A 23,171-nucleotide genomic window follows, 5' to 3' on the forward strand; every position below is an offset into this window, starting at 1 on the left:
CAGTTTTAGGGATGAAGCAAGTTTAAGCGCTTGAACTTCTCAGTCAGTTCTTCCTGACTTTCCCGATGCTCAGGATGCGGCACAATACATTCAATCGGGCATACCGCAACACAGGTTTGATGATCATAAAAACCAACGCACTCGGTGCAGCGGCTGACATCAATCTCGTAGATTTTGTCGCCTTCATAAATGGCATCATTCGGACATTCCGGCAGGCACATATCACAATTGATGCATTTATCGGTAATCAGCAGCGCCATGAGTTAACCTGCCTGATAGGCCAAGGATGATGCTGAAATATCAGCAGTGGAGTTCGGTAAATTACGGATCAGCAGGGCATAGCGCATATCGACATCAGCCGGGACCGGAATTTCCACAATATGACCAGAACCTTTGGCTTCCTCAATTGAATTGCCTTTTTTGTCTTTGATCTCGGTGAGGATAAAGCTGATATTGCCTTTGGTGGTCATCAGTTCTAAAGAATCACCCACGACAAAACGGTTTTTGACATCAATTTTAATGTAGTCGCCATTGCGCTCTAGCACTTCGCCGCAGAATTGCTGATGATCAAAACTGGATGAACCATTTTCATAGTTTTGATATTCGCTATGCACATGGCGGCGCAGGAAACCTTCGGTATAACCGCGATTGGCCAGACCTTCGAGCTGGGTCATCAAGGATGGATCGAACGGTTTGCCGGCTAAAGCATCATCAATGGCTTTACGGTAGATTTGTGCGGTACGGGCGCAGTAAAAATAGGATTTGGTACGGCCTTCAATTTTCAGTGAATGTACGCCAATTTTGGTCAGACGTTCTACGTGTTGTACCGCACGCAAATCTTTGGAGTTCATGAAGTAGGTGCCGTGCTCATCTTCTTCGGCGGCAAACATATCTTCTTCATTACGTTGCAGCAGCACCGGTTCATTAAACTGGTGCTGGGCTTGCATGTGGAGCGCATCGGCATCTTGCGAGCAACAGCCTGCGTCCAGATTTTTTACCGGAATTACATCGCCAGTTTCATCCTCTGCGGCATCCAGCACTTTATATTCCCAGCGGCAGGCATTGGTGCAGGCACCCTGGTTGGCATCGCGTTTGTTCATATAGCCTGATAGCATGCAGCGTCCCGAATAGGCCATGCACAGGGCACCATGTACAAAGACCTCAATTTCCATATCGGGAACTTGGGTTTTGATTTCTTCAATTTCCTCAATGGACAGTTCGCGCGACAGAATCACCCGGGTCAGGCCCATATTTTTCCAGAACTTGACCGTAGCCCAGTTGACCGCATTGGCCTGTACCGACAGGTGGATGTCCATGTGTGGGAAGTGTTCACGCACCATCATGATCAGGCCCGGATCGGACATGATTAGTGCATCAGGCTGCATGGCCACGACTGGCTCAAGATCACGGATAAAGTTTTTTAGTTTGGAGTTATGCGGCTGGATGTTGACCACCACATAGAATTTTTTGCCTAATTCATGTGCTTCTTTAATGCCAATAGCCAGATTGTCATGATCAAACTCGTTATTCCGGACACGCAAACTATAACGCGGCTGCCCGGCATACACGGCATCTGCTCCATAGGCAAAGGCATAGCGCATATTTTTTAAAGAACCGGCAGGAGAGAGAAGTTCGGTAACGGGATGAAGATGCATGATCAATCAAAAAGGCATAAAAAAATTGTGGCTTTATTGTAGGGATAAAATTTTTCGATTCAACCTAGTAAAAAACTCGGGATTATCAGGCATTCAGCCTGCTAGCGCTGAGGGATAGGCGGCAGCAGGCGAGAGGAAAATAAGTTAATTGACACGCTGACCGTGTTCATTAATTACCAGTTCTCCATCTTCTTTACGGAAGGCATTGAGCTGCGGCTGGGTCAATAAATCCAGTACCAGTTCAGAAGGTCGGCACAGTTTAACGCCGCGTTCAGTCACCACAAAAGGACGGTTAATCAGCAGTGGATGTTGTACCATTAAAGCAATCAGTTCTGCATCGCTCAGATCACGCTCGGCCAATTGCAAGGTTTCATACGGCGTTACATTTTGACGGATCGCCTCGCGTACGCTTAAACCGGCCTGCTGAATCATGTCGGCCAGCACTTCGGCTGTTGGTGGATTTTTTAAATATTCAATAATTTCAGGTTCTTGTCCGGTATTACAGATTAAGGCCAAAGTGTTGCGCGAAGTGCCACAGTCAGGATTGTGAAAGATTTTAATTGGAGCCGCCATAGTGCTAAAACTCAGGTAAAAGAGGAATATTGCTTTTATATATGGATATACGTATATTCGCAAGTATAAATATGGGGAAGCTGTATGAATCAAACTGATTTTTTTAAATGCCTGTCCGATCCGACCCGTCTGGATATTTTGAAACTGGTGCTGGCCAAACAGAATATTTGTGTCTGCGAGCTGACCGAGGCATTAAATTTAAGCCAACCTAAAATTTCCCGTCATTTGGCTTTGCTGAGAAATTTATCGGTTTTACTGGACCAGCGTCAGGGGCAGTGGGTGTATTACCGCCTGAATCCAGATTTACCCGAGTGGGCAGTGAGTGTGCTGAATATTATCGCGGAGCAAGATGTCAGTCCGATGAATTCGCTGACAGCAACGCTTTCAAGTTATTGTGAGTAAAACCATGAAATTCCTCTTTTTATGTACCGGAAATAGCTGCCGCAGCATTTTATCTGAAGTGTTATTTAACAGTCGTGCTCCAGAAGGCTGGACAGCCTATAGCGCCGGCAGCAAACCGACCGGTCGTGTCCATCCACTGACGTTAAAGACGCTGGAAAATCTGGGCCTGTCGACTGAAGGGCTCTCCAGTAAAAGTATTGATGACTGTGAGCAGTATCAGCCCGATGTGGTGATTACCGTATGTGATGCGGCTGCCCAAGAAGCCTGTCCTTTGTATTTGGGCGGCGCGATTAAAGCGCATTGGGGACTTGCCGATCCATCGCATCTGGATTTGCCGGAAGCGGCCAAGTTGCAGGCCTTTTTAGAAACAGTCGCGCATATCAACAAGCGTCTGGATGCACTGTTTGCGTTACAGCCTGAGCAGATGACCCGTCCCGAACTGATTGCTGCCATCAACAATATTTCCCATATCGAGTAAGTCATGGCCAGCACCCGCAAACTTTCCTTTTTAGACCGCAACCTGACGCTGTGGATTTTTATTGCCATGGCGCTCGGGATTGGCATTGGGCTGTATTTCCCGCAGGTGTCGAGCAGTCTGGACCAGATGAGTATGGGCAATGTCAATTTACCAATTGCCATTGGCCTGATTCTGATGATGTATCCACCGCTGGCCAAAGTGGACTATGCCGCTTTACCGCAGATTTTTCAGGATAAACGCACGCTGCTGTTGTCGCTGGTACAAAACTGGCTGATTGCACCGTGTTTGATGTTCGCACTGGCATTGATTTTCCTGCAGCATTATCCGGAATATATGACCGGCCTGATTCTGATTGGACTGGCACGCTGTATTGCCATGGTATTGGTCTGGAATGATCTGGCCTGTGGCGATAACCAGTATGTCGCTGCCCTGGTGGCCTTTAACAGTATTTTCCAGATTCTGTTTTTCAGTACCTATGCCTGGTTGTTCTTAAGCGTGTTACCGCCTTATTTTGGTGTGGCCGGTCAGGTGATTGATGTCAGTTTCTGGACCATTACTCATGCGGTATTGGTCTATCTGGGCATTCCGTTTTTGCTGGGCTTTCTGACCCGGCTGATTCTGGTGAAAAACAAAGGACTGGACTGGTATCAGCAGCGTTTTATTCCCAAAATCAGTCCACTTAGCCTGCTGGCGCTGCTGTTTACCATTGTCGCCATGTTTAGCCTGAAAGGGGCCGATGTGGTTGGGTTACCTATGGATGTACTGCGCATTGCCATTCCATTGACCATCTATTTTGTATTGATGTTCTTTGTCAGCTTCTTGATGAGCAAGTGGATGGGCAATGACTATCCACGTACCACGGCCATTTCTTTTACCGCGGCCGGCAATAATTTTGAACTGGCTTTGGCGGTGGCGATTGCAACCTTTGGTCTGACCTCACCGGTGGCATTTACCACCATTATTGGCCCGCTGGTGGAAGTGCCAGTGTTAATTGCCCTGGTGAGTGTCTCGCTGTGGCTGAAACGTAAATTTTATAATGGAACAGGTGGATGATGTCACTTCCCAATCTTGATGTAGACTTAATTGAACAGCCGAGTTTTGAGCAGGTTCAGGCCAGAGCATTGCCGCATCCGCCGCGAATTTTATTGCTGTATGGTTCAAACCGCGAACGTTCCTATAGCCGTTTGGCGGTGATGGAAGCCGGCCGGATTCTGGAGCACTTTGGCGCAGAAGTTAAAATTTTCCATCCCAAAGGTTTACCGTTACCGGAAGATGGCGATGCTTCACATCCTAAAGTTCAGGAATTGCATGAATTGCTGGCCTGGGCAGAAGGCATGGTCTGGTGCAGTCCGGAACGTCATGGTGCCATGAGTTCCATTCTGAAAGCACAGATTGACTGGATTCCTTTAGCTGCCGGTGCCATTCGTGCGACCCAAGGTAAAACTCTGGCGCTGATGCAGGTCAGTGGTGGTTCGCAATCCTTTAATGCGGTGAATCAGATGCGTATTTTAGGGCGCTGGATGCGGATGATGACCATCCCGAACCAGTCCTCGATTCCGAAAGCCTTTTTGGAGTTTGATGAAGCCGGACGTATGCAAGCCTCTTCCTTATATGACCGGATTGTCGATGTCATGGAAGAGCTGTACAAGTTCACTTTATTGACCCGCGGGCAGGCCAGCTATCTGACCAACCGTTATTCCGAGCGTAAGGAATCGGCTGCGGAACTGTCGAAACGGGTTAATCAGAAGTCGATTTAGGCGTTTCATCCGCCTCTAGCTGTTTTAAAATTTGGCAATGGTCGATGGTGGTTCGGGCATTGCAAGACTGCCGTAATTGCTGCAGTTGCAGCTGAAAATGCTGTAACTCAGCAATTTTGCTTTCGATTTGTACTAAATGATGATCAAGCAGTTCATTTACCGCCTGACAGTCCTGATCAGGCTGCTGTTCCAGTGCAATCAGGGTTTCAATTTCTTTTAAGGATAAATCCAGTGCGCGGCAACGTTTAATAAAAATTAGCCGTTTTAAGGTGTCATCATCATAATAACGATAATTATTTTCGGCCCTTAAGGTGGGTTGGATGAGCGCTTTCTTTTCATAAAAACGCACCGTGTCTGCACTCAGACCGGTTTTTTTGACCAAATCCCGAATCAGATAATGTGTCATGACTTGACCTTGGAGTTAGACCATAGTTTCTAATGAGCATAATACAGTCATAGAAAAATGCAACAGGAGGCTTTATGGCCTGTCAATGTCAGCCTGCACCGGTCAAACCCGATGGCCGTTTTCGTACCGCACTCTGGATTGCCCTGATTATTAATTTGCTGATGTTCGTGGTGGAACTGTTTGGCGGGATGTATGCCCATTCGGCAGCACTCTGGGCCGATGCGCTGGATTTCTTTGGTGATGCCGCCAACTATGCCATTTCACTGGCTGTGCTGGGGATGAGTCTGTACTGGCGTGCTACCGTGGCTTTATTAAAAGGCATTACCATGGCCACGTTTGGCTGTCTGGTGTTGGCCAAAACGGTCTATAACTATATGCAGGGTATTCCCCCGGAAGCGATTACCATGGGGGTAATTGGTGGATTGGCCTTGGTGGCCAATGTAGTGGCAGCCGTGATTCTGTATCGCTTTCGTGATGGCGATTCCAACATGAAATCGGTCTGGCTGTGTAGCCGTAATGATGCAATTGGCAATGTCGCGGTGATTCTGGCTGCGGTCGGTGTATTTGGAACGGGCAGTTTATTGCCGGATATTATTGTCGCGGTGATTATGGCGGGGCTGGGTTTAACTGCGGGCTATCAGGTGATTAAAAAAGCCTGGGCGGAGAGACGGGAAAGCCGGGCTGTGGATCAGTGTGCATAAGGACGTTGATCTAACATCGAATTAATGGGCGATACAGAACTCGACTCATTGAGACAAATAAAAAACCGGTCAATCTGACCGGTTTTTTTAGTTCTGGAAAAGCTTATTTTTCCACGAATGCACGTTCAATCACGTAATCGCCTAAAACGCCCATACGTGGTGATTCTTTTAAGCCGTGTTGATCAAGCAGCGCAGCAACATCATCCAGGAAGGCTGGGCTACCACACAGCATCGCGCGGTCAGTTTCCGGGTTAAAACGTGGTAAACCGATTTTCTCGAACAATTGACCAGATTCAATTGCAGTGGTGACACGACCTTGAGTATGGAAATCTTCACGTGTTACCGTTGGATAATAAACCAGTTTTTCTTTCGCGCCCAGTTCCGAGAAGAATTCGTGGTTTGGAATTTCGTTCAGAATCAGGTCCTGATACGCCAGTTCAGAAATATAACGTGTACCATGAACAACAATGATTTTTTCAAAACGTTCATAGGTTTCCGGATCACGAATCACCGACAGGAACGGTGCAAGACCGGTACCTGAAGACAGCAGGTATAAGTTTTTACCCGGATTTAAGTCATCGAGTACCAGAGTTCCGGTTGGTTTGCGAGAAACCAGCAGTTCATCGCCCACTTTAACTTTTTGCAAAATCGAGGTTAATGGACCATCTGGCACTTTAATCGAGAAGAATTCCAGCTCTTCTTCATAGTTGGCACTTGCAATCGAATATGCACGCATCAAAGGCTTACCATTCACTTCAAGACCGATCATTACAAATTGACCGTTTTTAAAACGCAGTGCAGTGTCACGAGTCGTTTTAAAAGAGAATAAAGTGTCATTCCAGTGGTGGACGTGAGTAATCTTTTCGACGTTAAAAGCAGCCATTAAAGGTCTCAATAAATTATCAAATTAGAACAGGTTGCTATTCTAATCTAAATTCATACTCGATAAACTGAATATATTTAATTGAGCTTATCAAAAAAAGTGATTATGACTGATCTGACCTTGCCCATTATCGGGATTATGAAATCTCCTTATAAAGAAAAGTTTGGCATCCCGCGGCAGCCGAATCTGGTTCAGGTTGAATCCTATATTGACATGCTGGAACCTTATAACGATTTGCTGGCCTTTGAGGGCATTGAAGCATTTAGTCATTTGTGGTTGCTGTGGCAATTTCATGACAATAAAAACCAGCAGCAGACAAAATTCCGTGCTCAGGTGCGGCCGCCGCGTTTGGGTGGTAACCAGAAAATTGGAGTATTTGCGACACGCAGTATGTACCGGCCGTCACCGGTGGGCTTGTCAGTGGTGCAATTAAAACAGGTGAAAAAAGTCGGCAAGGCAGTACGGGTTTATGTGACCGGGAGTGATTTACTCGATGGTACACCGATTTTAGATATCAAGCCTTATATCCAGTATTCTGATGCGGTCATGGAGGCGCAAAGTGGCTATGCGCAGGATGAGCCTGAACGTAAACAGGTGGTGTGGACAGAGCAGGCCGCTGTACAAAAACAGCAATTGTTGCAGCAGCATAAAATTAGCGCGCAGATGCTGAGTGAGCTGGAACAGGTGTTGTCTTTAGACCCGCGTCCGGCTTATCAGGAGGATGAAACCCGGCTCTATAAAATGCACTTTGCCAATATTGATGTCGGATTTCTAGTACAGCCAGATCAGGTGCTGATTCAGATGTTAGCGCTTAAGCCGGCTTAAACATAAAATAAGCCATCGCAATCAGCACCGCCATATGCAGAATTTGGGCCGATGCAAAATACAAGGCAAAGCGTGGTCCGCCAATTAAAAAGGCATTCACGCATTTGGCCAGTGCATGTGCACCCAGACCCAAAATCAGCGCATAAAACAGGGTTAAATTGCTGGGCGAGCCTTGGGTAATTACCGCGGCAGCGGCAGCGTGAATTTCAAATAAGGATGCCAGGAAGGTTCCGGCAATTAAACCGGTGCTGCCCAGTGCCTGATCCAGTCCGTAGACCATGGCTTGAATCAGGGTGAGCGTGACCACAATAATCGCGGCCTCTTTGAGGCTAAACATGCGGCTATCGGCTTCTTTGGCTTTTTGCTGTGAGCCGGTATTTTTTCTGAGCAGCCAGTAACCCACCGCCACCAGAATCATAATCGCCACTGCACTCGGTACCACAAATACCTTAAACCAAGACAGATTAATCCCCACAATAATAATCAGAATCTGCAACAGTGTCGCCACGCAGGACATGAGCGCCGCGCCCGCATTAATCTGGGCATCGCCGCGGCCGGAACGCACTTCCATGCCTAAACTGGCAATGGTGGCGGTACTGGATACGAAGCCGGACGCAATTGAGGATAGCATCAGTGCATTATTGGTGGACAGCAGGCGCTTGGCGATATGCGCCAAAGCCTGTACCGATAAAATCAGAATCAGCAGTTTTAAAATCACATAAGGATTGAGCACATTGCCCCATAAGGGGGTATCTGGCGTCAAAGGCAGGGCAATCAGAACCAGTGCCAGCAGGAACAGACCATCACGCAGCTCTGCTTCGGTAATCCATTTGCTGACAATGCCGTGCATCAGGTGTTTGGTCATGAGTAAGCCAGTCAAAATAACCGACAAACCTGCAGCAAGTGGAATATTCCACAAACACAATGCGCCTATAAAATAAGTCATAACAAAGGCTAATTCGGTGGTTGCACCGGGGTCATCTTCCTTTTGGTTTTTAAGGGAGTACAAACCAACTCCACCAACAATCAGTGCCCCCACAATAGCGAGCGGTGTGCCAAATAAAAAGCAGATTGCACCTAACAGTGAGCAAATACCGAAGGTACGCACTCCCGCAAAATGATGATGTTGTCCATTTCGTTTACTGCGCTCACGCTCTAAACCAATGAGTAAACCACAGCCAAGTGCTGCTGCAAAAATGGTGAGCAGTTCGGGGAATGTTGTATTGAGTAGGAGCGGGTGGAGATCCATATTATTAGATTTATCACGATTGCAGTAATTTAATAATTTAATGGAAACAATATGAAAATGGTATTTAAAAATGTGCAAAAGCCTCTTAAAGAGGCTTTAGCGAGAATGGCTTAAATATCAATTTTCTGATTATTGGAAATTTGCGATTTGTTTTTTGATTGCCTCAGATGCGGTTTGATTGAACATAAAACAAGAGTTTTTGTATAAGTTAATATAGTCTTGCGCAATAGTTTGATCAGAGCTTATATATTCTGCGGCTAAGGATTCAAGTAACCTAATTTCTTGAGCTTTAGAATACTCAACTCCTTTTTGTGTCAAATTAACTTGATAGAAATGATTAGCTTTTTGTCCAACTCCAAAATATTCTGCATTGTCTTCATCGTATTCCAGATAAGCAATCGTGTCTTTGAATACTTTCTTTTGAATGTCTGACGAAGTGTTTGTTCGATAACTCTCCCAATCTTGTTCCAAAGTTGTTTGTACCTCTGGTGTATCCTGATTTTTGTAGAGTTCAAGATATTCTTGATTGTTTGAACTTTCTACGAGTTGGAGACAGACTGAACCTTGAGGAAACTTAACTTGTTCAATTGTCTTAATAAAATTAATCATGTTGTCAGGCACATACCAAGTGTCATTTTGATTATGTTTCACAACCCAATATTCGTGGAATGATACAAGTGGAGCTATTGCCTTATTGCTGATATCAACGGGATTGTATTTGACAGTAAGTTTTAATCCTTTAGAGTCAATATTTGAGTAAGGGATATGTGTCCAGGTATTATTTGAAATTGATACTTCACCTTGATAGGCACCATATTCGGGATGTTCTTCACCTTCGTCATATACACCATCTGCTGTTACAAAAAAGCTTTGAGTCTGATCCCAATCTAGAGTGTTCGTATTTTTACTAAAGGCTTTATTTTGATCAATCGTTAGAGTGTCACTGTCATAGCCAATTTTATTTGTACTATAGTCATTTTCTATAGAAAAATTGGACCATTGTTGAAATTTATTTGTAGCACCATCTTCAATAAATTGTTCGGATGAACCACCATCACTTCCACCACCACAAGCCGTCAATGTAAAAGCTGCAAAAATTGCACATGATAAAGTTTTTAATTTCATGATTACCCTAAGAAATTTAATTTTAGTGTGTTGAATTATTAAGCTGTGGAATAATAATAGATATTTATTTGGTTTGAAATATAAAAACATAAATAAAATTAATAGTTAAGTTTTACTTTAAATTAAAACTTAAGAAATAATTTTTATTAAACAATGCTACATTTGCTATAGTAAACCCAGATTTTGGGGCATATAACAATGAATTTTAATTTTGAGATAGACAGTACTTGGTGCTTAGAACAATTAGTTAAGGATGGCAAAATTACCGAGCGTGATCAGGCTTTGGTACAAACCACGCATCGTCAGCGTGACCAATTAAAATGGCATCCGCTGCAATGGATTGCAAACTTTAATTTGGTCGATCAAAGCCATCCTCAAACCACTTTAACGCTCAACCGTTTATGCCAGTGGCTGGCTGATAAAGCAGGCTTACCATTTTATATTATTGATCCTTTAAAAGCCGATGTTGCTGCTTTAACGGCAGTGATGTCCCAGGAATTTGCCCTGCGCAATAAAATTCTGGCGGTAGAGATTCAGCCCGATGCGGTGTTCATTGCCACCGATCAGCCGTTTATGACCGATTGGGTCGCCAATTTAGAACACAGTTTATTGCCGCGTAAAATCCAGCGCGTGCTGCTGAGTCCAGAGCAGTTACAGCGTTATCTGGTAGAATATTATCAGGTCAGTCGTGCGGTCAGTGGTTCACAAAAAGCCGCAGCACATGACCGTGAAAATAAAGGTGTCGAAGCCTTATTACAGCTGGGCGATACCCAAAACCCCGATGCCAATGACCAGCATATTGTTAAACTGGTGGACTGGGTGCTGCAGTTTGCTTTTGAACAGGGCGCCAGTGATATTCATTTGGAGCCACGTAAAGACAAGGGTAAAATCCGTTTCCGGATTGATGGCGTACTACATACCATTTATAACATGCCGGCCAATACCTTAACTGCGGTCATTTCACGGATTAAAATTCTCGGCCGCATGAATGTGGCAGAAAAACGCAAACCCCAAGATGGCCGTTTAAAAACCCGTACTCCCAAAGGGCAGGAAACCGAATTGCGTCTTTCGACTTTACCGACGGCTTTTGGTGAAAAACTGGTGATGCGTATTTTTGACCCGGAAGTGCTGGTACGCAGCTTCCAGCAGCTCGGTTTTGAAGAACGTCTGTTACAGGGCTGGCAAAGTCTGACCGGTCATAGTCATGGCATTATTCTGGTCACCGGGCCGACCGGCTCCGGTAAAACCACTACGCTGTATTCATCACTGAAGCAGCTGGCCACCGATGAAGTCAATGTCTGTACCATTGAAGATCCGATTGAAATGATTGAGCCGAGCTTTAACCAGATGCAGGTCAATCAGGGCATTGAGCTGGGCTTTGCCGATGGTGTACGCGCGCTGATGCGTCAGGACCCGGATATTATTATGGTTGGGGAGATTCGTGATCAGGATACGGCCAATATGGCCATTCAGGCGGCATTAACCGGTCACCTGGTGTTATCGACCTTGCATACCAATGATGCGCCGTCCAGTCTAACCCGTTTGCATGATTTAGGTGTGCAGCCTTTTTTAACTGCGGCCACCATTCTGGGGGTATTGGCGCAGCGTCTGGTGCGCAAGCTGTGTCCGCATTGCAAACAGGAAGGCATGATTAATGCCAATGAATGGGAACATCTGACGTTTGACTATGTCATGGAGATGCCGGAAAAAGTCTATAAGCCGGTGGGCTGTGAAGCCTGCCGTCAGACCGGTTATAAAGGCCGGATCGGGATTTATGAGTTTATGCCGCTGAGTCTGGACACCAAACAGCTGATTGGTGCCAATGCCGATCTGACCCAGTTACGCCAGCAGGCCAAGAAAGAAGGCATCGAGCCACTACGGATTACCGGGGCACGTAAAGTCATGGCCGGTATTACCACCTTGGAAGAAGTACTGCGGGTGGTGCCGTTAAACTAAAACCCAAAAAAGTGAAAAATTTTTGAATATGAGGAAATCTTAAGATTCAGCTCATCTTGCTTTGTTTTAATGACTACATCGAAACGAACAACACTGAATGAGGAAAGACAGATGAACCTATTTTCAAAAGCACTTTTAACTGCAGGTCTAGTGGGCGCAACTACATTTGCTGTTGCAGATACCGCAGTGAACCAGTCTGCACTGGCGCAAGCAACCACGGTGAAACAGGCGTTAACCATGAAAGATGACAGCAATGTTCAGCTGAAAGGTTATATCGTAAAAGCCATTGGTGATGAAAAATACCAGTTCCGCGACAGCACTGGCACCATCACAGTAGATATTGATGATGACCTGTGGAATGGTAAAGCGATTTCTGCCAAAACTCCAGTGGTGATTACCGGTGAAGTGGACATCGATTATAAACCATCTAAACGTGTTGAAATTGATGTCGAGCAGGTTCGTTTCTAAGCCGACCTTTTAATCAGATTGATTGCAGCTCCACGCAAAACCACATGCTCCATGCATGTGGTTTTTTTGAATCTTGTGAAAAATCAGGCATGATGTAAAAAAAGCTAGAGTAGAACCAATGCGTATTTTACTGGCAGAAGATGACGCCTCTCAGGCAGAAAGTATTAAAACCTGGCTGGAAATGGACAGTTATAACGTCGACTGGGTCGAGCGTGGCAATCATGCCATTTTGGCCATTGAACAGCATCACTATGATTGCGTGCTGCTGGATCGTGGCCTGCCGGGCAATACCGGCGATGAAATCCTGACCGCCTTGCGCCGCAAACAGCTGGATACCCCGGTGATTTTTATTACCGCCAAAGACAGCATTCAGGACCGGGTCGATGGACTGGATTTAGGCGCCAATGATTATCTGGTCAAGCCTTTTAGTCTGGAAGAACTGTCAGCACGGGTGCGCAGCCAGTTACGTACCCGGCAGACCCAGCCCGATCATCAGATCCGTTTTGCCAATTTGCTGTTAGATACTCAAGCCAAAACCTTAACTCAGGATGGCCACGCGGTGAATTTAACCGCCAAGGAATTCCAGATTCTGTATAAATTAATGCAAAAGCCCGAGCATATCGTAACCCGGGAACAGCTGGAAGAATCGCTGTATGCCTGGGGTGATGAAATTGAAAGCAATGCCATTGAAGTGTTTATTTATCAACTGCGTAAAAAAATTGGCAGCCATTTAATTAAAACCATTCGCGGTTTGGGCTATCGCATGCAGCAGGAACAGGCGTAAATGAAGCAAACGGGTGCGGTTTCTTTACAGAAAACCCTAGTTAAAACCTCGGTACTGAGTTCCATGATTGCCGGCCTGCTGGCACTGGTGCTGCTGTTTGCCGTGTCAATTTATCAGACCATGCAGCTGCAAGATGAAATCATGGATGAAGCGGCCGATATGCTGTTATTGCAGGATATTAGCAGTGGCGCCGGCGAGCAGGTCGATGAACTCACTGAACAGTTCAAGATGCATTATCAGCTGCGACTGGGCCAGCAGACCTTGACCGAAACAGAAGATTTTCCCTTAGCACCAGCTACGATCACACAGCAGGAAGAGGGATTTTCCTTTGTCTGGGCGAATCAGCGTTTATGGCGTGTTTATGTGGCCAGTGATGATGATTTAAGCGTACTGATGACCCAGAAAATGAATGTGCGTTTCCAGGAAATCTGGGCCACAGGTCTGGGCTATGCCGCGATTTTAATTTTATTGTGGCTGATTCAATGGGGCATTGTGCATTTTGCTATTCGTAAACAGTTCCGCTCTTTACAGGCTTTGTCTGCGCAAATTGCGCAAAAGCATGTGCAGGACCTGAGTCCGGTACAAAGTACCCAGCCAGAATTACTGGAATTACAGCCGATGGTGCAGCAGTTAAACCGTTTGCTTAGCCGGCTGGAACATTCTTTAGAAGCCGAGCAGCGTTTTACTTCTGACGCCTCACATGAACTGCGTTCGCCGCTTTCTGCCATTCAAATGCGTTTGCAGGTGTTAAAACGCAAATATCAGGATCAGCCGCAATTAGCGGAAGATCTGGCCCAGATTCAGCGCGATGTCAACCGCGGCACTCAGGTACTGGAGAATCTGCTGTTACTGGCGCGTTTAGACCCGGCACATCTGCAAGACTTGCCTATAACCGAGGTTGATTTACAAAAGCTGGTGCTGGATGTGCTCGAGGCCTTGGCACCGTTTAGTCTGGAAAAACAGATTAAACCGCGCTTGCAGCTACAACCGGCGATCATTCAGGCCAATCCGGAATTGCTATATACCTGTATCCGTAACCTGATCGACAATGCCATCCGCTATGCCACGCAACAGGGTGAGGTGGTGGTCAGTATCAATGGTGATGCTGAACAGGTGCAGCTGTGTATTGAAAATAATGGTCAACAGATCAGTGATGAGGTGTTACAACGTCTGGGTGAGCGTTTTTATCGGGCGCTGGGCACACAAACCCAAGGCAGTGGTCTTGGTATTTCGATCTGTAAAAAGATTATCAGCCTGCATCAGGGCCAATTGCAGTTTAGCCGTTCAGCTTTAGGCGGTTTACTGGTGGAACTGAGTTTGCCCGGTGTGAAGCAAAAATAACAAAATCGAAAATAACAATATTGAGTTCAATCTTGAGATACGCATGGGCAGTTAAAAAGCAGTATGCGCTGATTCATACTGCTGCTTCCCACGATTATTATTATTCAGATGTTGTTCTTATTTGGTGAGAATGAGGCGATTATTACGGGTAAGGCGTAGGCGGTATTCTTCTCCGGCATGCATGATGCGAATTTCACGACCGAGAGCAAACAGGTTATTAGAATGTAACATTGGTAAGGCATGCTGTTGATCTGCATTACGGCTAAACAGGCTAAATGGTGCGTTCATTCCTTCGACTCCGTGGTGTATGTTGAACGATATAAATGATAATCATTATCAAATATATCTGTCAACGCTTGATTTGGGGAATTTATAAAAAGTATAAATTTGCTTACACTTGCTCATATTTCAAAAACAGGACGTTTCATGTCAAAGCCACATCTACATATCGCGATTGGGATTTTATTGCATCAGACCCAGGTCCTGGTCGGCTGGCGCGAAGCCAAACAGCATCAGGGCAATAAGCACGAATTTCCCGGCGGCAAGGTAGAGCAGCATGAAACGCCAGTGCAGGCCTGTCGCCGTGAAGTGCGCGAAGAAGTAGGCATTGACCTGACCCAGTGGCATGAGTTTGATTTTATCCGGCATGAATATGAAGATGTGATTGTCAATTTGCATGTGTTCCATGCCTTTGTGCCGGCGGCGTTGCTCTCAGACATCCAGCAACCGTGGACCTGGTATAAACGGCAGGATTTGGCTCGTTTGAATTTCCCGCAAGCCAACCAGCGTATGCTGCAACGCCTCTACTGGCCTGAATGTATCAAAATTAGTGAAGACTTAAACTGTCTGGATACCCCGGATACCCAGCAACTGCTGTACTGGCGTGTCGCACCGGCACCGGAACGCAGTATTGAACTGGCTGAGCAGAATATTGGCTGTTTAAAATCATTAATTGTTAATCTGGAACTGTGGAAGCAGCTGAATAGCGTGCAGCAGGTCTCGGTCGCTGCCATCCATTTAAAGCAGCAACAATGTCTGCAATTGCACAAGGGCAGCCTGCAGGCCGGTCAGCGTTATATTGCTGCCTGTCATGATCTGGAATCGTTACAACATGCGCAGAATATTGGCTGTGATGCTGCAATTTTAAGTCCGGTGCTGCCAACAGCCAGCCATCCGGATACTCCGGCATTAGGCTGGGCACAATTTCAGAACTGGGCCAAACAGGTCGATATTCCGGTGTTTGCCTTAGGCGGGATGCATCGGCAGGACTTGGCGCAGGCCCAGCAACACCATGCCTATGGTATTGCCGGGATCCGCTTTATGGATGCGTTGGATAGCGCTTCAGCCTAAAGTTGTTTCAGCGCTTGCTGTGCCTGTTGCACGGTACGGCTATTGTTTTGTAGCTGGCCGGCTTTTTGAATAATCAGCCATAATTGGCGTTTCATCGCCGGTGTTTGTGCATAGCTCAGACCACGGCGGGCCAGGGCTTCTGCATTTTTCGGCTGTTTTTTCTGGTTCGCCACCAGCCCTAAATACATATAGGTTTCAGCCGATTGCGGTGCCAGACGCTGTGCCTGTAAGGCGGCAGCTTCGGCACGCGCCCATTGTCCCTGACGATAAGCCGTCTGGGTCTGCTGCATCAGTTTCTTAAACGCTGGTAAAGAGCGGCCATCTTCAAAACGCTGCTGTACTTTTTGTTCAGGAACCACGACCTGTAATTTCTTGCGCTGAATTTCTTCCTGTTCATAAGGATGAATCACCACGCCGGTGGGTGTGCGAATGGTTTTTCGTTCAGTCGTTTTTTCTTGGTCCGGTTGCGGTGCCGGCTTGGATTCCGGCAGGCTTTGACAGCCCACCAGTCCAGCCAGTCCCATCCCCAAGATCAGATATTTCAAGGTCATTTAATTAAGGGTCCACTTATTGCGTATAACTGCCGCTTGAAATGATGCGTGCATCATTTTCGGAAAGTTGTCTTTCCATCTCGGCTTCACTTTCCTGGATATAATTCTCGATACTGTCACTGCTTTCAGGTACAGCTTGGTAATATTCGGTATCCGGATTGTAAACCGGCTCAACCTGATAATGCGGTAAACCACAGGCGGTGGCCTGACGCGGCACATGATTGCGATAAATCGGAATATACATCGCACCAGCACAGCCTTGAGCCGACAAGTGACCAGAGTCACGGTCAATCCAGTGCCACTGTACGCTGTCCGGCTGGCGTAGATTCACCGGCTTCTGGCGCAGCTGACGCATCACATTGCTCCACACCGGCAGGGCACCCGATGAACCTGTCAAACCGGTGACTTTGTTATCATCCAGCCCTAACCAGACCACACTTAAATAGTTGCCCGAATAACCGGCAAACCAGGAGTCGCGGGTATCGTTGGTGGTGCCCGATTTACCGGCCAGTTTTAAATCGCTGGACAGGCTGTTATAGGCTGCACGTCCGGTTCCTGCACTCATTACCTGTTGCAGGCCATAATTCAGCATATAGGCCGCAGACGGTTCAATGGTCTGCTGTACCGACAGGCCATAACGTTCGAGCAGACGACCATTAGAATCGACCACCGCGCGAATGGCTTTGGTTGGATACTGGAAACCACCGGTGGCAAAGTTGCCATAAATATTCATCACCTGCATAGGCGATAAATCGACTGCACCCAGATAAATGGACGGATACTGTGGAATATTTTCGCTGCTGACGCCAAATTTAATCAGATGGTTACGGAAGGTTGATAGACCAAATTCCTGACCTAAACGTACCGCCGACAGGTTATAGGAATTGGCCAGCGCTTGCGCCATCGGGACTACGCCATGTTCGCTGCCGCTGTAATTACGCGGTGTCCATGACTTGCCGGCAGATGGAATACTGATTTCGGTATCCTGTACCGGACTGGCCCAGTTATAGCGACCCGATTCTAGTGCGCTTAAATAGATGACCGGTTTCAAGAGCGAGCCGACCTGACGCTTGGCATCCAGCGCACGGTTAAAGCCGGTAAAGTCCTGGGTAGAACCGACTGCAGCCACCAGTTCACCATTTTCAGGATGGGACACCAGCACCGCCCCTTGCAAATCTTTTAAACGGCGCGGATTGGCATTGGCCAGACGGTTTACTGATTCTTTAAATGCACTTTGTACCTTGGTCTGTGCAATTGGGTCTAAAGTGGTAAAAATCCGTAGTCCCTGATTGGTCAGATCACCTTCTTGATATTCAGCACGTAACTGACGGCGCACAATGTCCAGAAAATCTGGGAAGCGGGCAGGGCCCATGGTCGGTTTGGCAATCACATTTAACGGACGCGCGGTTTCGGTTTCATACTGTTCCTGCGTCAGATAGCCCATCACCAGCATATTGTTCAGTACAATATTACGGCGTTTTTCTGCCGCTTCCGGATTACGCCATGGATTATATAAAGACGGTCCCTGCACCAGACCAACCAGAAAAGCCTGCTGGGCAATATTCAGTTCACGCAGCGGCAGACCAAAATAGAACTGTGAGGCCAGACCGTAACCATTAATAGAATAGTTGCCGTTTTGACCCAGGTTCACTTCATTTAAATAGGCTTCCAGAATTTCATCTTTGTCATAATGCAGCTCAATTAGCATCGCCATCAGCGCTTCATTGGCTTTACGCTTTAATGTACGTTCCGGGGTCAGATAAAAGTTTTTCACCAGTTGCTGGGTCAGGGTCGAACCGCCCTGACGTTTCCCGCCGGTAATATTGCTGACAATGGCACGCGCAGTCCCGCGAATCGACACGCCATGATGCAGATAGAAATTACGGTCTTCGGTGGCAATTAAGGCTTCAATTAACGGTTTTGGCACCCGGTTCAGTTTAATCAGCACCCGGTCTTCATTGTGCTGCGGATAAATCCCGCCAATCAGCATGGGCTCTAAACGGGCAATACCGGTGGTCGATGGTTTGGTCGCACTGACTTCAGCAATCTGGTTATTGGCAAAGCTGACTTTGAGTACCTGTTCCGGTTCAACACTTTCACCAAAATCGAAGCCGCGGGTATGTACAAACAAGGTGTCGCCCGCATCGACATAGCTGCCGGTTTTGTTATAGCTTTCTGCGCTTTTATAGCCTAAAAGTTTTAATTCCTGCACGAAATCGGCTTTATTGAGCGGTGCATTGGTATAGATTTCCAGCGGACGAGCAAAGACCTTGGCTGGAATGTCCCAGCGCTGTCCTTCAAATTTATCTCTAACAATATTATCTAATCGAATCAGGTAGATACTTAATGCCAGAAATGCCCCAATCACCAGTATACAAAATAGAAGTGCAATAATACCTATGCCACGTTCAGACTTCATAAATCGCAATAAAACCCTAAGAAATTAGGCTAATCATGCGAAGCTTTTACATAATTTGCAATATTTAATCTGTGAATGAAGCGGCCAATCGAGGAGAAAAAACGGTTGGATTCAGATTTCTAAAGTTTTTTTAAAACATTCGGGTTAGTGCTATTATAGTCAACGGATCGTAGCGGAGCGATGTCGTAGGTGCAAATTTCACACAAGAACTTTCGTAATATCGGATTGATTGGACGTCCTGGCAAAACTTCGGTCGTAGAAACGCTCAGTTTAATTCATGATCATCTGCTGAATTTAGGCCTGCATCCGGTATTTGATGCAGAAACAGCAGAACTGGTCCCTTATCCGAACACCCAAACCGTCAGCCGCGCCTTGCTGGGCGAAGTGGTTGATCTGGTGATTGTGGTCGGCGGTGATGGCTCGTTGCTGCATGCAGCGCGCGCGCTGGTCAAATACAATACGCCGGTCATCGGGGTAAACCGCGGCCGTTTAGGCTTCCTGACCGACATTAAACCCACGGAAGTCATCTTCAAGCTGGATCAGGTATTAAAAGGCGAGTTTCAGCTGGACCGCCGTTTCCTGCTGGAAATGGAAGTGCGCTCCAAAGGTGAAGTCATTTATGAAGCAGTGGCTTTAAATGATGTGGTGCTGCATTCCGGTAAATCGGTACACATGATTGATTTTGACCTGAATATTGATGGTCAGTATGTTTATCGTCAGCACAGTGATGGTTTAATTGTATCCACGCCTACTGGTTCTACCGCCTATGCCTTGTCTGGTGGTGGCCCGATTGTGCATCCGAGTATGGATGCGATTGTGCTGGTACCGATGCATCCGCATACCTTGTCTTCACGCCCGATTGTGGTGGGTGGACAAAGCGAAATTAAAATCCAGATTCGTGAAAACCGTGTCTTGCCAATGGTAAGTGCCGATGGTCAGCACAGTGTTTCACTCAGTGTCGGGGACAGTTTGCATATCCGCAAGCATCCCTATAAGTTAAACCTACTTCATCCACCGGGTTATGACTTCTATATGGCATGTCGTACCAAGCTCGGCTGGAACCAAGATTTTGATTCTTTGCAACAGCAGGATTTATGATGAATATTGAACAGATGCTGGCCGTACTCAATCCTGAAATTGTTGGTCGTCTAAAAACCGCGGTAGAGATTGGTAAATGGCCGAATGGTGTGGCGTTGACCAAAGAGCAGCGCGAAATTTGTATGCAGGCCGTGTATGCCTGGGAAATCCAGCATTTACCGGAAACTGAACGTAGCGGTTATATCGACCGTGGCACCAAGGAAGAAGGTGAACAATGTGATGATGATCATCACAAAAATGAAGATTTCCAGCCGATCAAGTTTATTTAAACTTTAAGGAAACGGATTCATGCAAAAAAGGTAAGCCGCGGCTTACCTTTTTTATTGGCAGTCTTTTGTGGCTTAAGCATTTAAACGCGCAGCCCAGAATTGCTGTGCTTTGTCCATGGCTGCTGCAAAACTGTCGCAGACGCCCATGGTATACAGCGCGATGCCCATGGTTTCCACCACCGCCACTTCACCATAGTCATGCGATTGCTGGCCTTCCCAGACGGCTTTAAATACCGCCAGGTCCAGTTCTTCTTCAATCGGGCTGCGGTTGTTGGTGAGCTTTGGCAATTCATGTTCATACAGCTCGCCGTTACGAATGCCACAAATTAAGGTTTTGGCATCCGGATTCCGTTCAAACTCGCCGCCTTCACCTTTAATCACCGCACTGTTCAGATAGCCCAGTTTAAACGCCGACTGTTGATGGGAACTGCGATAGGCCGGATGGAAAATGGCCTGTACCGTGGCTTTGGCATTAAAGGGGTTAATCAGCCGGGCAAGAGTATGAATAGGTGAACGCAGGCCCATTACATTCCGTAGCGCAATCAAATCGGCCAGCACCGGAGAAATCACGTCTAAAGGCAGATAGGCAAAATGACGCTGCTGTAATTGCTGTTCGACTTCCGTATCTGACTGGCAGATTGGATAGCCTAAGTATTCCAGCACCTGTTCGGTATAGACCCGGTTAATGGTATGCCCAGCAGCGCCGTGCATGACAATATTAAAACCCTGTTTGGCCAGAGTCAGCGCGGCCAGTAAAAACCACGGATAATGTTTGCGTTTCCCGGCATAGGAGGACCAGTCCAGATCTACATCTAAAGCTTTAAACTGCAACTGGTCACGGGTGGCCTGAACAAAGCCGGCCAGTTCATCGACCGATTCTTCCTTGACCCGCAGCAGCATCAAAAAAGCACCGAGCTGAACATCGAGTACTTCCTGTTTCAGGATCATGGAAAAGGCCTGATAGGCTTCTTCATAGGTGAGGGAACGTGCACCATTTTTGCCTTTTCCCACAATACGTACGTACTGGGCAAAAGGATGTTCAACGTCTTTATAAATGTTTCTTTTCGTGCTCATGTAACTGCCTGAATCTCAAATAAATGGCGCCGGTCGCTTCCCACAATATACACATGTTTGCGGCTTTTTAAAAACCGTATGCTTTGCTCGGATTTAGACTAATGTCTAAGCTGCTTCTGTTTTAAAGTTCGCCAGTTCTCGCTGTTTTTAGCAGCACTATATTTGAATTTTAGGTAAAATTCGCAGCGTTTTATATTGTTTTTTATTTTTACTCATCTCCTGTTCTAAAAAGCCGCTTTTGCGTTTGAGCCTGTTTATTCTGGCAGCTCAAAGTAAGCCCGACTTTTGCCGATGAAAATAAAGCGTTGAATGTTTTGAGCCATGGCTCAAGGCAGCGTATGCCTGTTGTTTTAAAAACAGGCAGAACAGGTCGTGGGTAAAAAATCAAGGGTATTTGTCCTCTGGACAAGAACAAAAGTAGATCTGTTATGGCCAAACAACCTATTTATAAATCCCTGTACTTTCAGGTGATTATTGCAATTATTGCAGGTATTCTCGTCGGTCATTATTCTCCTAGTGGCACACAAGTTATTAATGGCGTGGAACAGTATGTTCCGGGTCTGGGTGAGCAGCTGAAACCCTTAGGTGATGGCTTCATCCGTTTAATCAAAATGATTATTGCGCCGGTGATTTTCTGTACCGTGGTGAGTGGTATCGCCGGTATGGAAAGCATGAAATCGGTGGGTAAAACCGGTGGCGTGGCATTACTGTATTTTGAAATTGTCTCTACCATCGCCCTGATTATTGGTCTGGTGGTGATTAACGTCTGGAAACCAGGCGTTGGCATGAACGTTGATCCAGCTTCTTTGGATACCACCGGTATTTCCAAATATGTAGAAACTGGTGAAGCACAATCTACAGTCGAGTTCCTGTTAAATATCATTCCAAATACCGTGGTCGGTGCCTTTGCCCAGGGTGAAATCCTGCAGGTGCTGATGTTTGCCATCCTGTTTGGTTTTGCCTTACACCGTTTAGGGCCAGCAGGTAAGCCGGTCTTGAAACTGATTGATCAGATTTCGCATGTGTTCTTTAACATTGTTAACATGATCATGAAAGTTGCGCCAATTGGTGCTTTCGGTGCGATGGCCTTTACTATTGGTAAATACGGGATTGGCAGTCTGGCGCAACTGGCGCAGTTAATTATCTGCTTCTACCTGACCTGTGTGCTGTTTATTTTTATCATACTCGGCAGTATTGCGCGCATGACCGGTTTCAGTATCGTAAAAATGATCCGCATGATTCGCGAAGAATTACTGATTGTATTGGGGACCTCATCTTCAGAATCAGTACTACCGCGTATGCTGAAGAAACTGGAAATTGCCGGCTGTGAAAAATCGGTGGTGGGTCTGGTCATTCCAACGGGTTATTCCTTTAACCTGGATGGTACTTCGATTTATTTGACCATGGCCGCAATCTTTATTGCTCAGGCCACCAATACACCTTTAGAACTGCATCATCAGATTACTTTATTGCTGGTGCTGTTGATTTCTTCTAAAGGCGCAGCAGGGGTGACCGGTTCAGGCTTTATTGTGATGGCGGCAACACTGGCGGCTGTGGGGCAGATTCCGGTGGCCGGTCTGGCGCTAATTCTGGGTATTGACCGCTTTATGTCTGAAGCACGTGCCTTGACCAATCTGGTGGGTAACTCATTGGCAACCATTGTTGTAGCGAAGTGGGTCGGTCAGCTGGATCAGGAAAAGCTGCAATATGCATTAAATAATCCGGAAGAAATTGACCGCAAGATGGCAGAACAAAACCAGCAATCTGCTTCGGCTTAACAGCAGGGCGGTGACTAAAGGAAGCTTCG

Annotated in this window: 25 protein-coding genes; 14 read left to right on the forward strand and 11 right to left on the reverse strand. The window is 46.5% G+C overall.

Annotated features, from left to right (window positions below; all coding sequences use genetic code 11):
• Positions 1 to 5: 5 nt before the first annotated feature.
• The 3 genes from FTT64_RS06545 to arsC form a co-directional block, all read right to left on the reverse strand.
• A complete protein-coding gene (locus tag FTT64_RS06545; protein ID WP_127799989.1) occupies positions 6 to 260 on the reverse strand; it encodes a YfhL family 4Fe-4S dicluster ferredoxin in 255 nt (84 codons plus the stop codon).
• Positions 261 to 263: 3 nt separating this feature from the next.
• On the reverse strand, positions 264 to 1,655 hold the full coding sequence (gene yegQ / locus FTT64_RS06550) for a tRNA 5-hydroxyuridine modification protein YegQ (RefSeq protein WP_075166953.1): 1,392 nt from the start codon (positions 1,653 to 1,655) through the stop codon (positions 264 to 266).
• 144 nt (positions 1,656 to 1,799) lie between these two features.
• On the reverse strand, positions 1,800 to 2,228 hold the full coding sequence (arsC, locus tag FTT64_RS06555) for an arsenate reductase (glutaredoxin) (protein ID WP_180182148.1): 429 nt from the start codon (positions 2,226 to 2,228) through the stop codon (positions 1,800 to 1,802).
• A gap of 84 nt (positions 2,229 to 2,312) precedes the next feature.
• On the opposite strand from arsC, the gene FTT64_RS06560 reads away from it, so the two are divergent.
• From FTT64_RS06560 to arsH, 4 genes are read left to right on the forward strand one after another with little or no spacing between them, the layout of a single operon-like run.
• Complete coding sequence (locus FTT64_RS06560; protein ID WP_005179068.1) at positions 2,313 to 2,630, forward strand: metalloregulator ArsR/SmtB family transcription factor; 318 nt, start codon at positions 2,313 to 2,315, stop codon at positions 2,628 to 2,630.
• 4 nt (positions 2,631 to 2,634) lie between these two features.
• On the forward strand, positions 2,635 to 3,108 hold the full coding sequence (locus tag FTT64_RS06565) for an arsenate reductase ArsC (protein ID WP_016659186.1): 474 nt from the start codon (positions 2,635 to 2,637) through the stop codon (positions 3,106 to 3,108).
• A gap of 3 nt (positions 3,109 to 3,111) precedes the next feature.
• Positions 3,112 to 4,161, forward strand: a complete 1,050-nt coding sequence (gene arsB, locus FTT64_RS06570) for an ACR3 family arsenite efflux transporter (protein WP_168400317.1) — start codon at positions 3,112 to 3,114, stop codon at positions 4,159 to 4,161.
• The gene (gene arsH / locus FTT64_RS06575) at positions 4,161 to 4,865 is read left to right on the forward strand and encodes an arsenical resistance protein ArsH (RefSeq protein ID WP_180182197.1); all 705 of its coding nucleotides are present in this window, start codon (positions 4,161 to 4,163) and stop codon (positions 4,863 to 4,865) included. The genes arsB and arsH overlap by 1 nt, the downstream gene beginning before the upstream one ends.
• Here arsH and FTT64_RS06580 read toward each other — a convergent pair.
• On the reverse strand, positions 4,846 to 5,271 hold the full coding sequence (locus FTT64_RS06580; protein ID WP_180182147.1) for a MerR family DNA-binding protein: 426 nt from the start codon (positions 5,269 to 5,271) through the stop codon (positions 4,846 to 4,848). The genes arsH and FTT64_RS06580 overlap by 20 nt on opposite strands.
• Positions 5,272 to 5,345: 74 nt before the next feature.
• Between FTT64_RS06580 and FTT64_RS06585 the strand changes: the two genes are divergently transcribed.
• Entirely contained in the window at positions 5,346 to 5,972 is a 627-nt protein-coding gene (locus FTT64_RS06585) for a cation transporter (RefSeq protein WP_005179055.1), read from the forward strand.
• A 103-nt stretch (positions 5,973 to 6,075) separates the two neighbouring features.
• Here FTT64_RS06585 and FTT64_RS06590 read toward each other — a convergent pair whose 3' ends face one another.
• Positions 6,076 to 6,855, reverse strand: coding sequence for a ferredoxin--NADP reductase (locus FTT64_RS06590; protein WP_005179053.1), 780 nt, complete (start codon positions 6,853 to 6,855; stop codon positions 6,076 to 6,078).
• 105 nt (positions 6,856 to 6,960) lie between these two features.
• Between FTT64_RS06590 and tsaA the strand changes: the two genes are divergently transcribed.
• Positions 6,961 to 7,680, forward strand: a complete 720-nt coding sequence (tsaA, locus tag FTT64_RS06595; protein WP_005179050.1) for a tRNA (N6-threonylcarbamoyladenosine(37)-N6)-methyltransferase TrmO — start codon at positions 6,961 to 6,963, stop codon at positions 7,678 to 7,680.
• Here tsaA and FTT64_RS06600 read toward each other — a convergent pair.
• Together FTT64_RS06600 and FTT64_RS06605 are read right to left on the reverse strand one after the other, a co-directional pair.
• Positions 7,667 to 8,929, reverse strand: a complete 1,263-nt coding sequence (locus tag FTT64_RS06600) for an MgtC/SapB family protein (RefSeq protein ID WP_180182146.1) — start codon at positions 8,927 to 8,929, stop codon at positions 7,667 to 7,669. The genes tsaA and FTT64_RS06600 overlap by 14 nt on opposite strands.
• A gap of 129 nt (positions 8,930 to 9,058) precedes the next feature.
• Entirely contained in the window at positions 9,059 to 10,054 is a 996-nt protein-coding gene (locus FTT64_RS06605) for a hypothetical protein (RefSeq protein ID WP_168396138.1), read from the reverse strand.
• Between the two features lie 198 nt (positions 10,055 to 10,252).
• On the opposite strand from FTT64_RS06605, the gene FTT64_RS06610 reads away from it, so the two are divergent.
• From FTT64_RS06610 to FTT64_RS06625, 4 genes are all read left to right on the forward strand, one after another.
• Positions 10,253 to 12,010 (forward strand): GspE/PulE family protein, encoded by a 1,758-nt coding sequence (locus FTT64_RS06610; RefSeq protein ID WP_180182145.1) that lies wholly within the window; start codon positions 10,253 to 10,255, stop codon positions 12,008 to 12,010.
• Positions 12,011 to 12,121: 111 nt separating this feature from the next.
• Positions 12,122 to 12,478 carry a NirD/YgiW/YdeI family stress tolerance protein gene (locus FTT64_RS06615; protein WP_005179042.1) on the forward strand — a complete coding sequence of 119 codons (357 nt, stop codon included), beginning with the start codon at positions 12,122 to 12,124 and terminating at the stop codon, positions 12,476 to 12,478.
• Between the two features lie 118 nt (positions 12,479 to 12,596).
• On the forward strand, positions 12,597 to 13,262 hold the full coding sequence (locus FTT64_RS06620) for a response regulator transcription factor (RefSeq protein WP_180182144.1): 666 nt from the start codon (positions 12,597 to 12,599) through the stop codon (positions 13,260 to 13,262).
• Entirely contained in the window at positions 13,263 to 14,603 is a 1,341-nt protein-coding gene (locus FTT64_RS06625) for a HAMP domain-containing sensor histidine kinase (protein ID WP_160242992.1), read from the forward strand. It begins immediately after the preceding gene.
• Positions 14,604 to 14,720: 117 nt separating this feature from the next.
• Here FTT64_RS06625 and hemP read toward each other — a convergent pair whose 3' ends face one another.
• Positions 14,721 to 14,891, reverse strand: coding sequence for a hemin uptake protein HemP (gene hemP / locus FTT64_RS06630; RefSeq protein WP_016659175.1), 171 nt, complete (start codon positions 14,889 to 14,891; stop codon positions 14,721 to 14,723).
• A 138-nt stretch (positions 14,892 to 15,029) separates the two neighbouring features.
• On the opposite strand from hemP, the gene FTT64_RS06635 reads away from it, so the two are divergent.
• Complete coding sequence (locus FTT64_RS06635; protein ID WP_180182143.1) at positions 15,030 to 15,953, forward strand: thiamine phosphate synthase; 924 nt, start codon at positions 15,030 to 15,032, stop codon at positions 15,951 to 15,953.
• Here FTT64_RS06635 and FTT64_RS06640 read toward each other — a convergent pair.
• Both FTT64_RS06640 and mrcB read right to left on the reverse strand, forming a co-directional pair.
• Entirely contained in the window at positions 15,950 to 16,504 is a 555-nt protein-coding gene (locus FTT64_RS06640) for a hypothetical protein (RefSeq protein WP_104470304.1), read from the reverse strand. The genes FTT64_RS06635 and FTT64_RS06640 overlap by 4 nt on opposite strands.
• A gap of 16 nt (positions 16,505 to 16,520) precedes the next feature.
• On the reverse strand, positions 16,521 to 18,923 hold the full coding sequence (gene mrcB / locus FTT64_RS06645) for a penicillin-binding protein 1B (protein WP_104472396.1): 2,403 nt from the start codon (positions 18,921 to 18,923) through the stop codon (positions 16,521 to 16,523).
• A 189-nt stretch (positions 18,924 to 19,112) separates the two neighbouring features.
• On the opposite strand from mrcB, the gene FTT64_RS06650 reads away from it, so the two are divergent.
• Positions 19,113 to 20,021, forward strand: a complete 909-nt coding sequence (locus tag FTT64_RS06650; protein WP_005179018.1) for an NAD(+) kinase — start codon at positions 19,113 to 19,115, stop codon at positions 20,019 to 20,021.
• Complete coding sequence (locus tag FTT64_RS06655) at positions 20,021 to 20,290, forward strand: YeaC family protein (RefSeq protein ID WP_005179016.1); 270 nt, start codon at positions 20,021 to 20,023, stop codon at positions 20,288 to 20,290. The genes FTT64_RS06650 and FTT64_RS06655 overlap by 1 nt, the downstream gene beginning before the upstream one ends.
• A 72-nt stretch (positions 20,291 to 20,362) precedes the next feature.
• Here the strand turns inward: FTT64_RS06655 and FTT64_RS06660 are convergent, their stop codons facing one another.
• Positions 20,363 to 21,364 carry a glycosyl transferase family protein gene (locus tag FTT64_RS06660; RefSeq protein WP_171431737.1) on the reverse strand — a complete coding sequence of 334 codons (1,002 nt, stop codon included), beginning with the start codon at positions 21,362 to 21,364 and terminating at the stop codon, positions 20,363 to 20,365.
• Positions 21,365 to 21,792: 428 nt separating this feature from the next.
• On the opposite strand from FTT64_RS06660, the gene FTT64_RS06665 reads away from it, so the two are divergent.
• On the forward strand, positions 21,793 to 23,142 hold the full coding sequence (locus FTT64_RS06665; RefSeq protein WP_127800011.1) for a dicarboxylate/amino acid:cation symporter: 1,350 nt from the start codon (positions 21,793 to 21,795) through the stop codon (positions 23,140 to 23,142).
• The last annotated feature ends 29 nt before the right edge of the window (positions 23,143 to 23,171 follow it).

Source organism: Acinetobacter sp. Q186-3 (assembly GCF_013420655.1).
GTDB lineage: Bacteria > Pseudomonadota > Gammaproteobacteria > Pseudomonadales > Moraxellaceae > Acinetobacter > Acinetobacter indicus.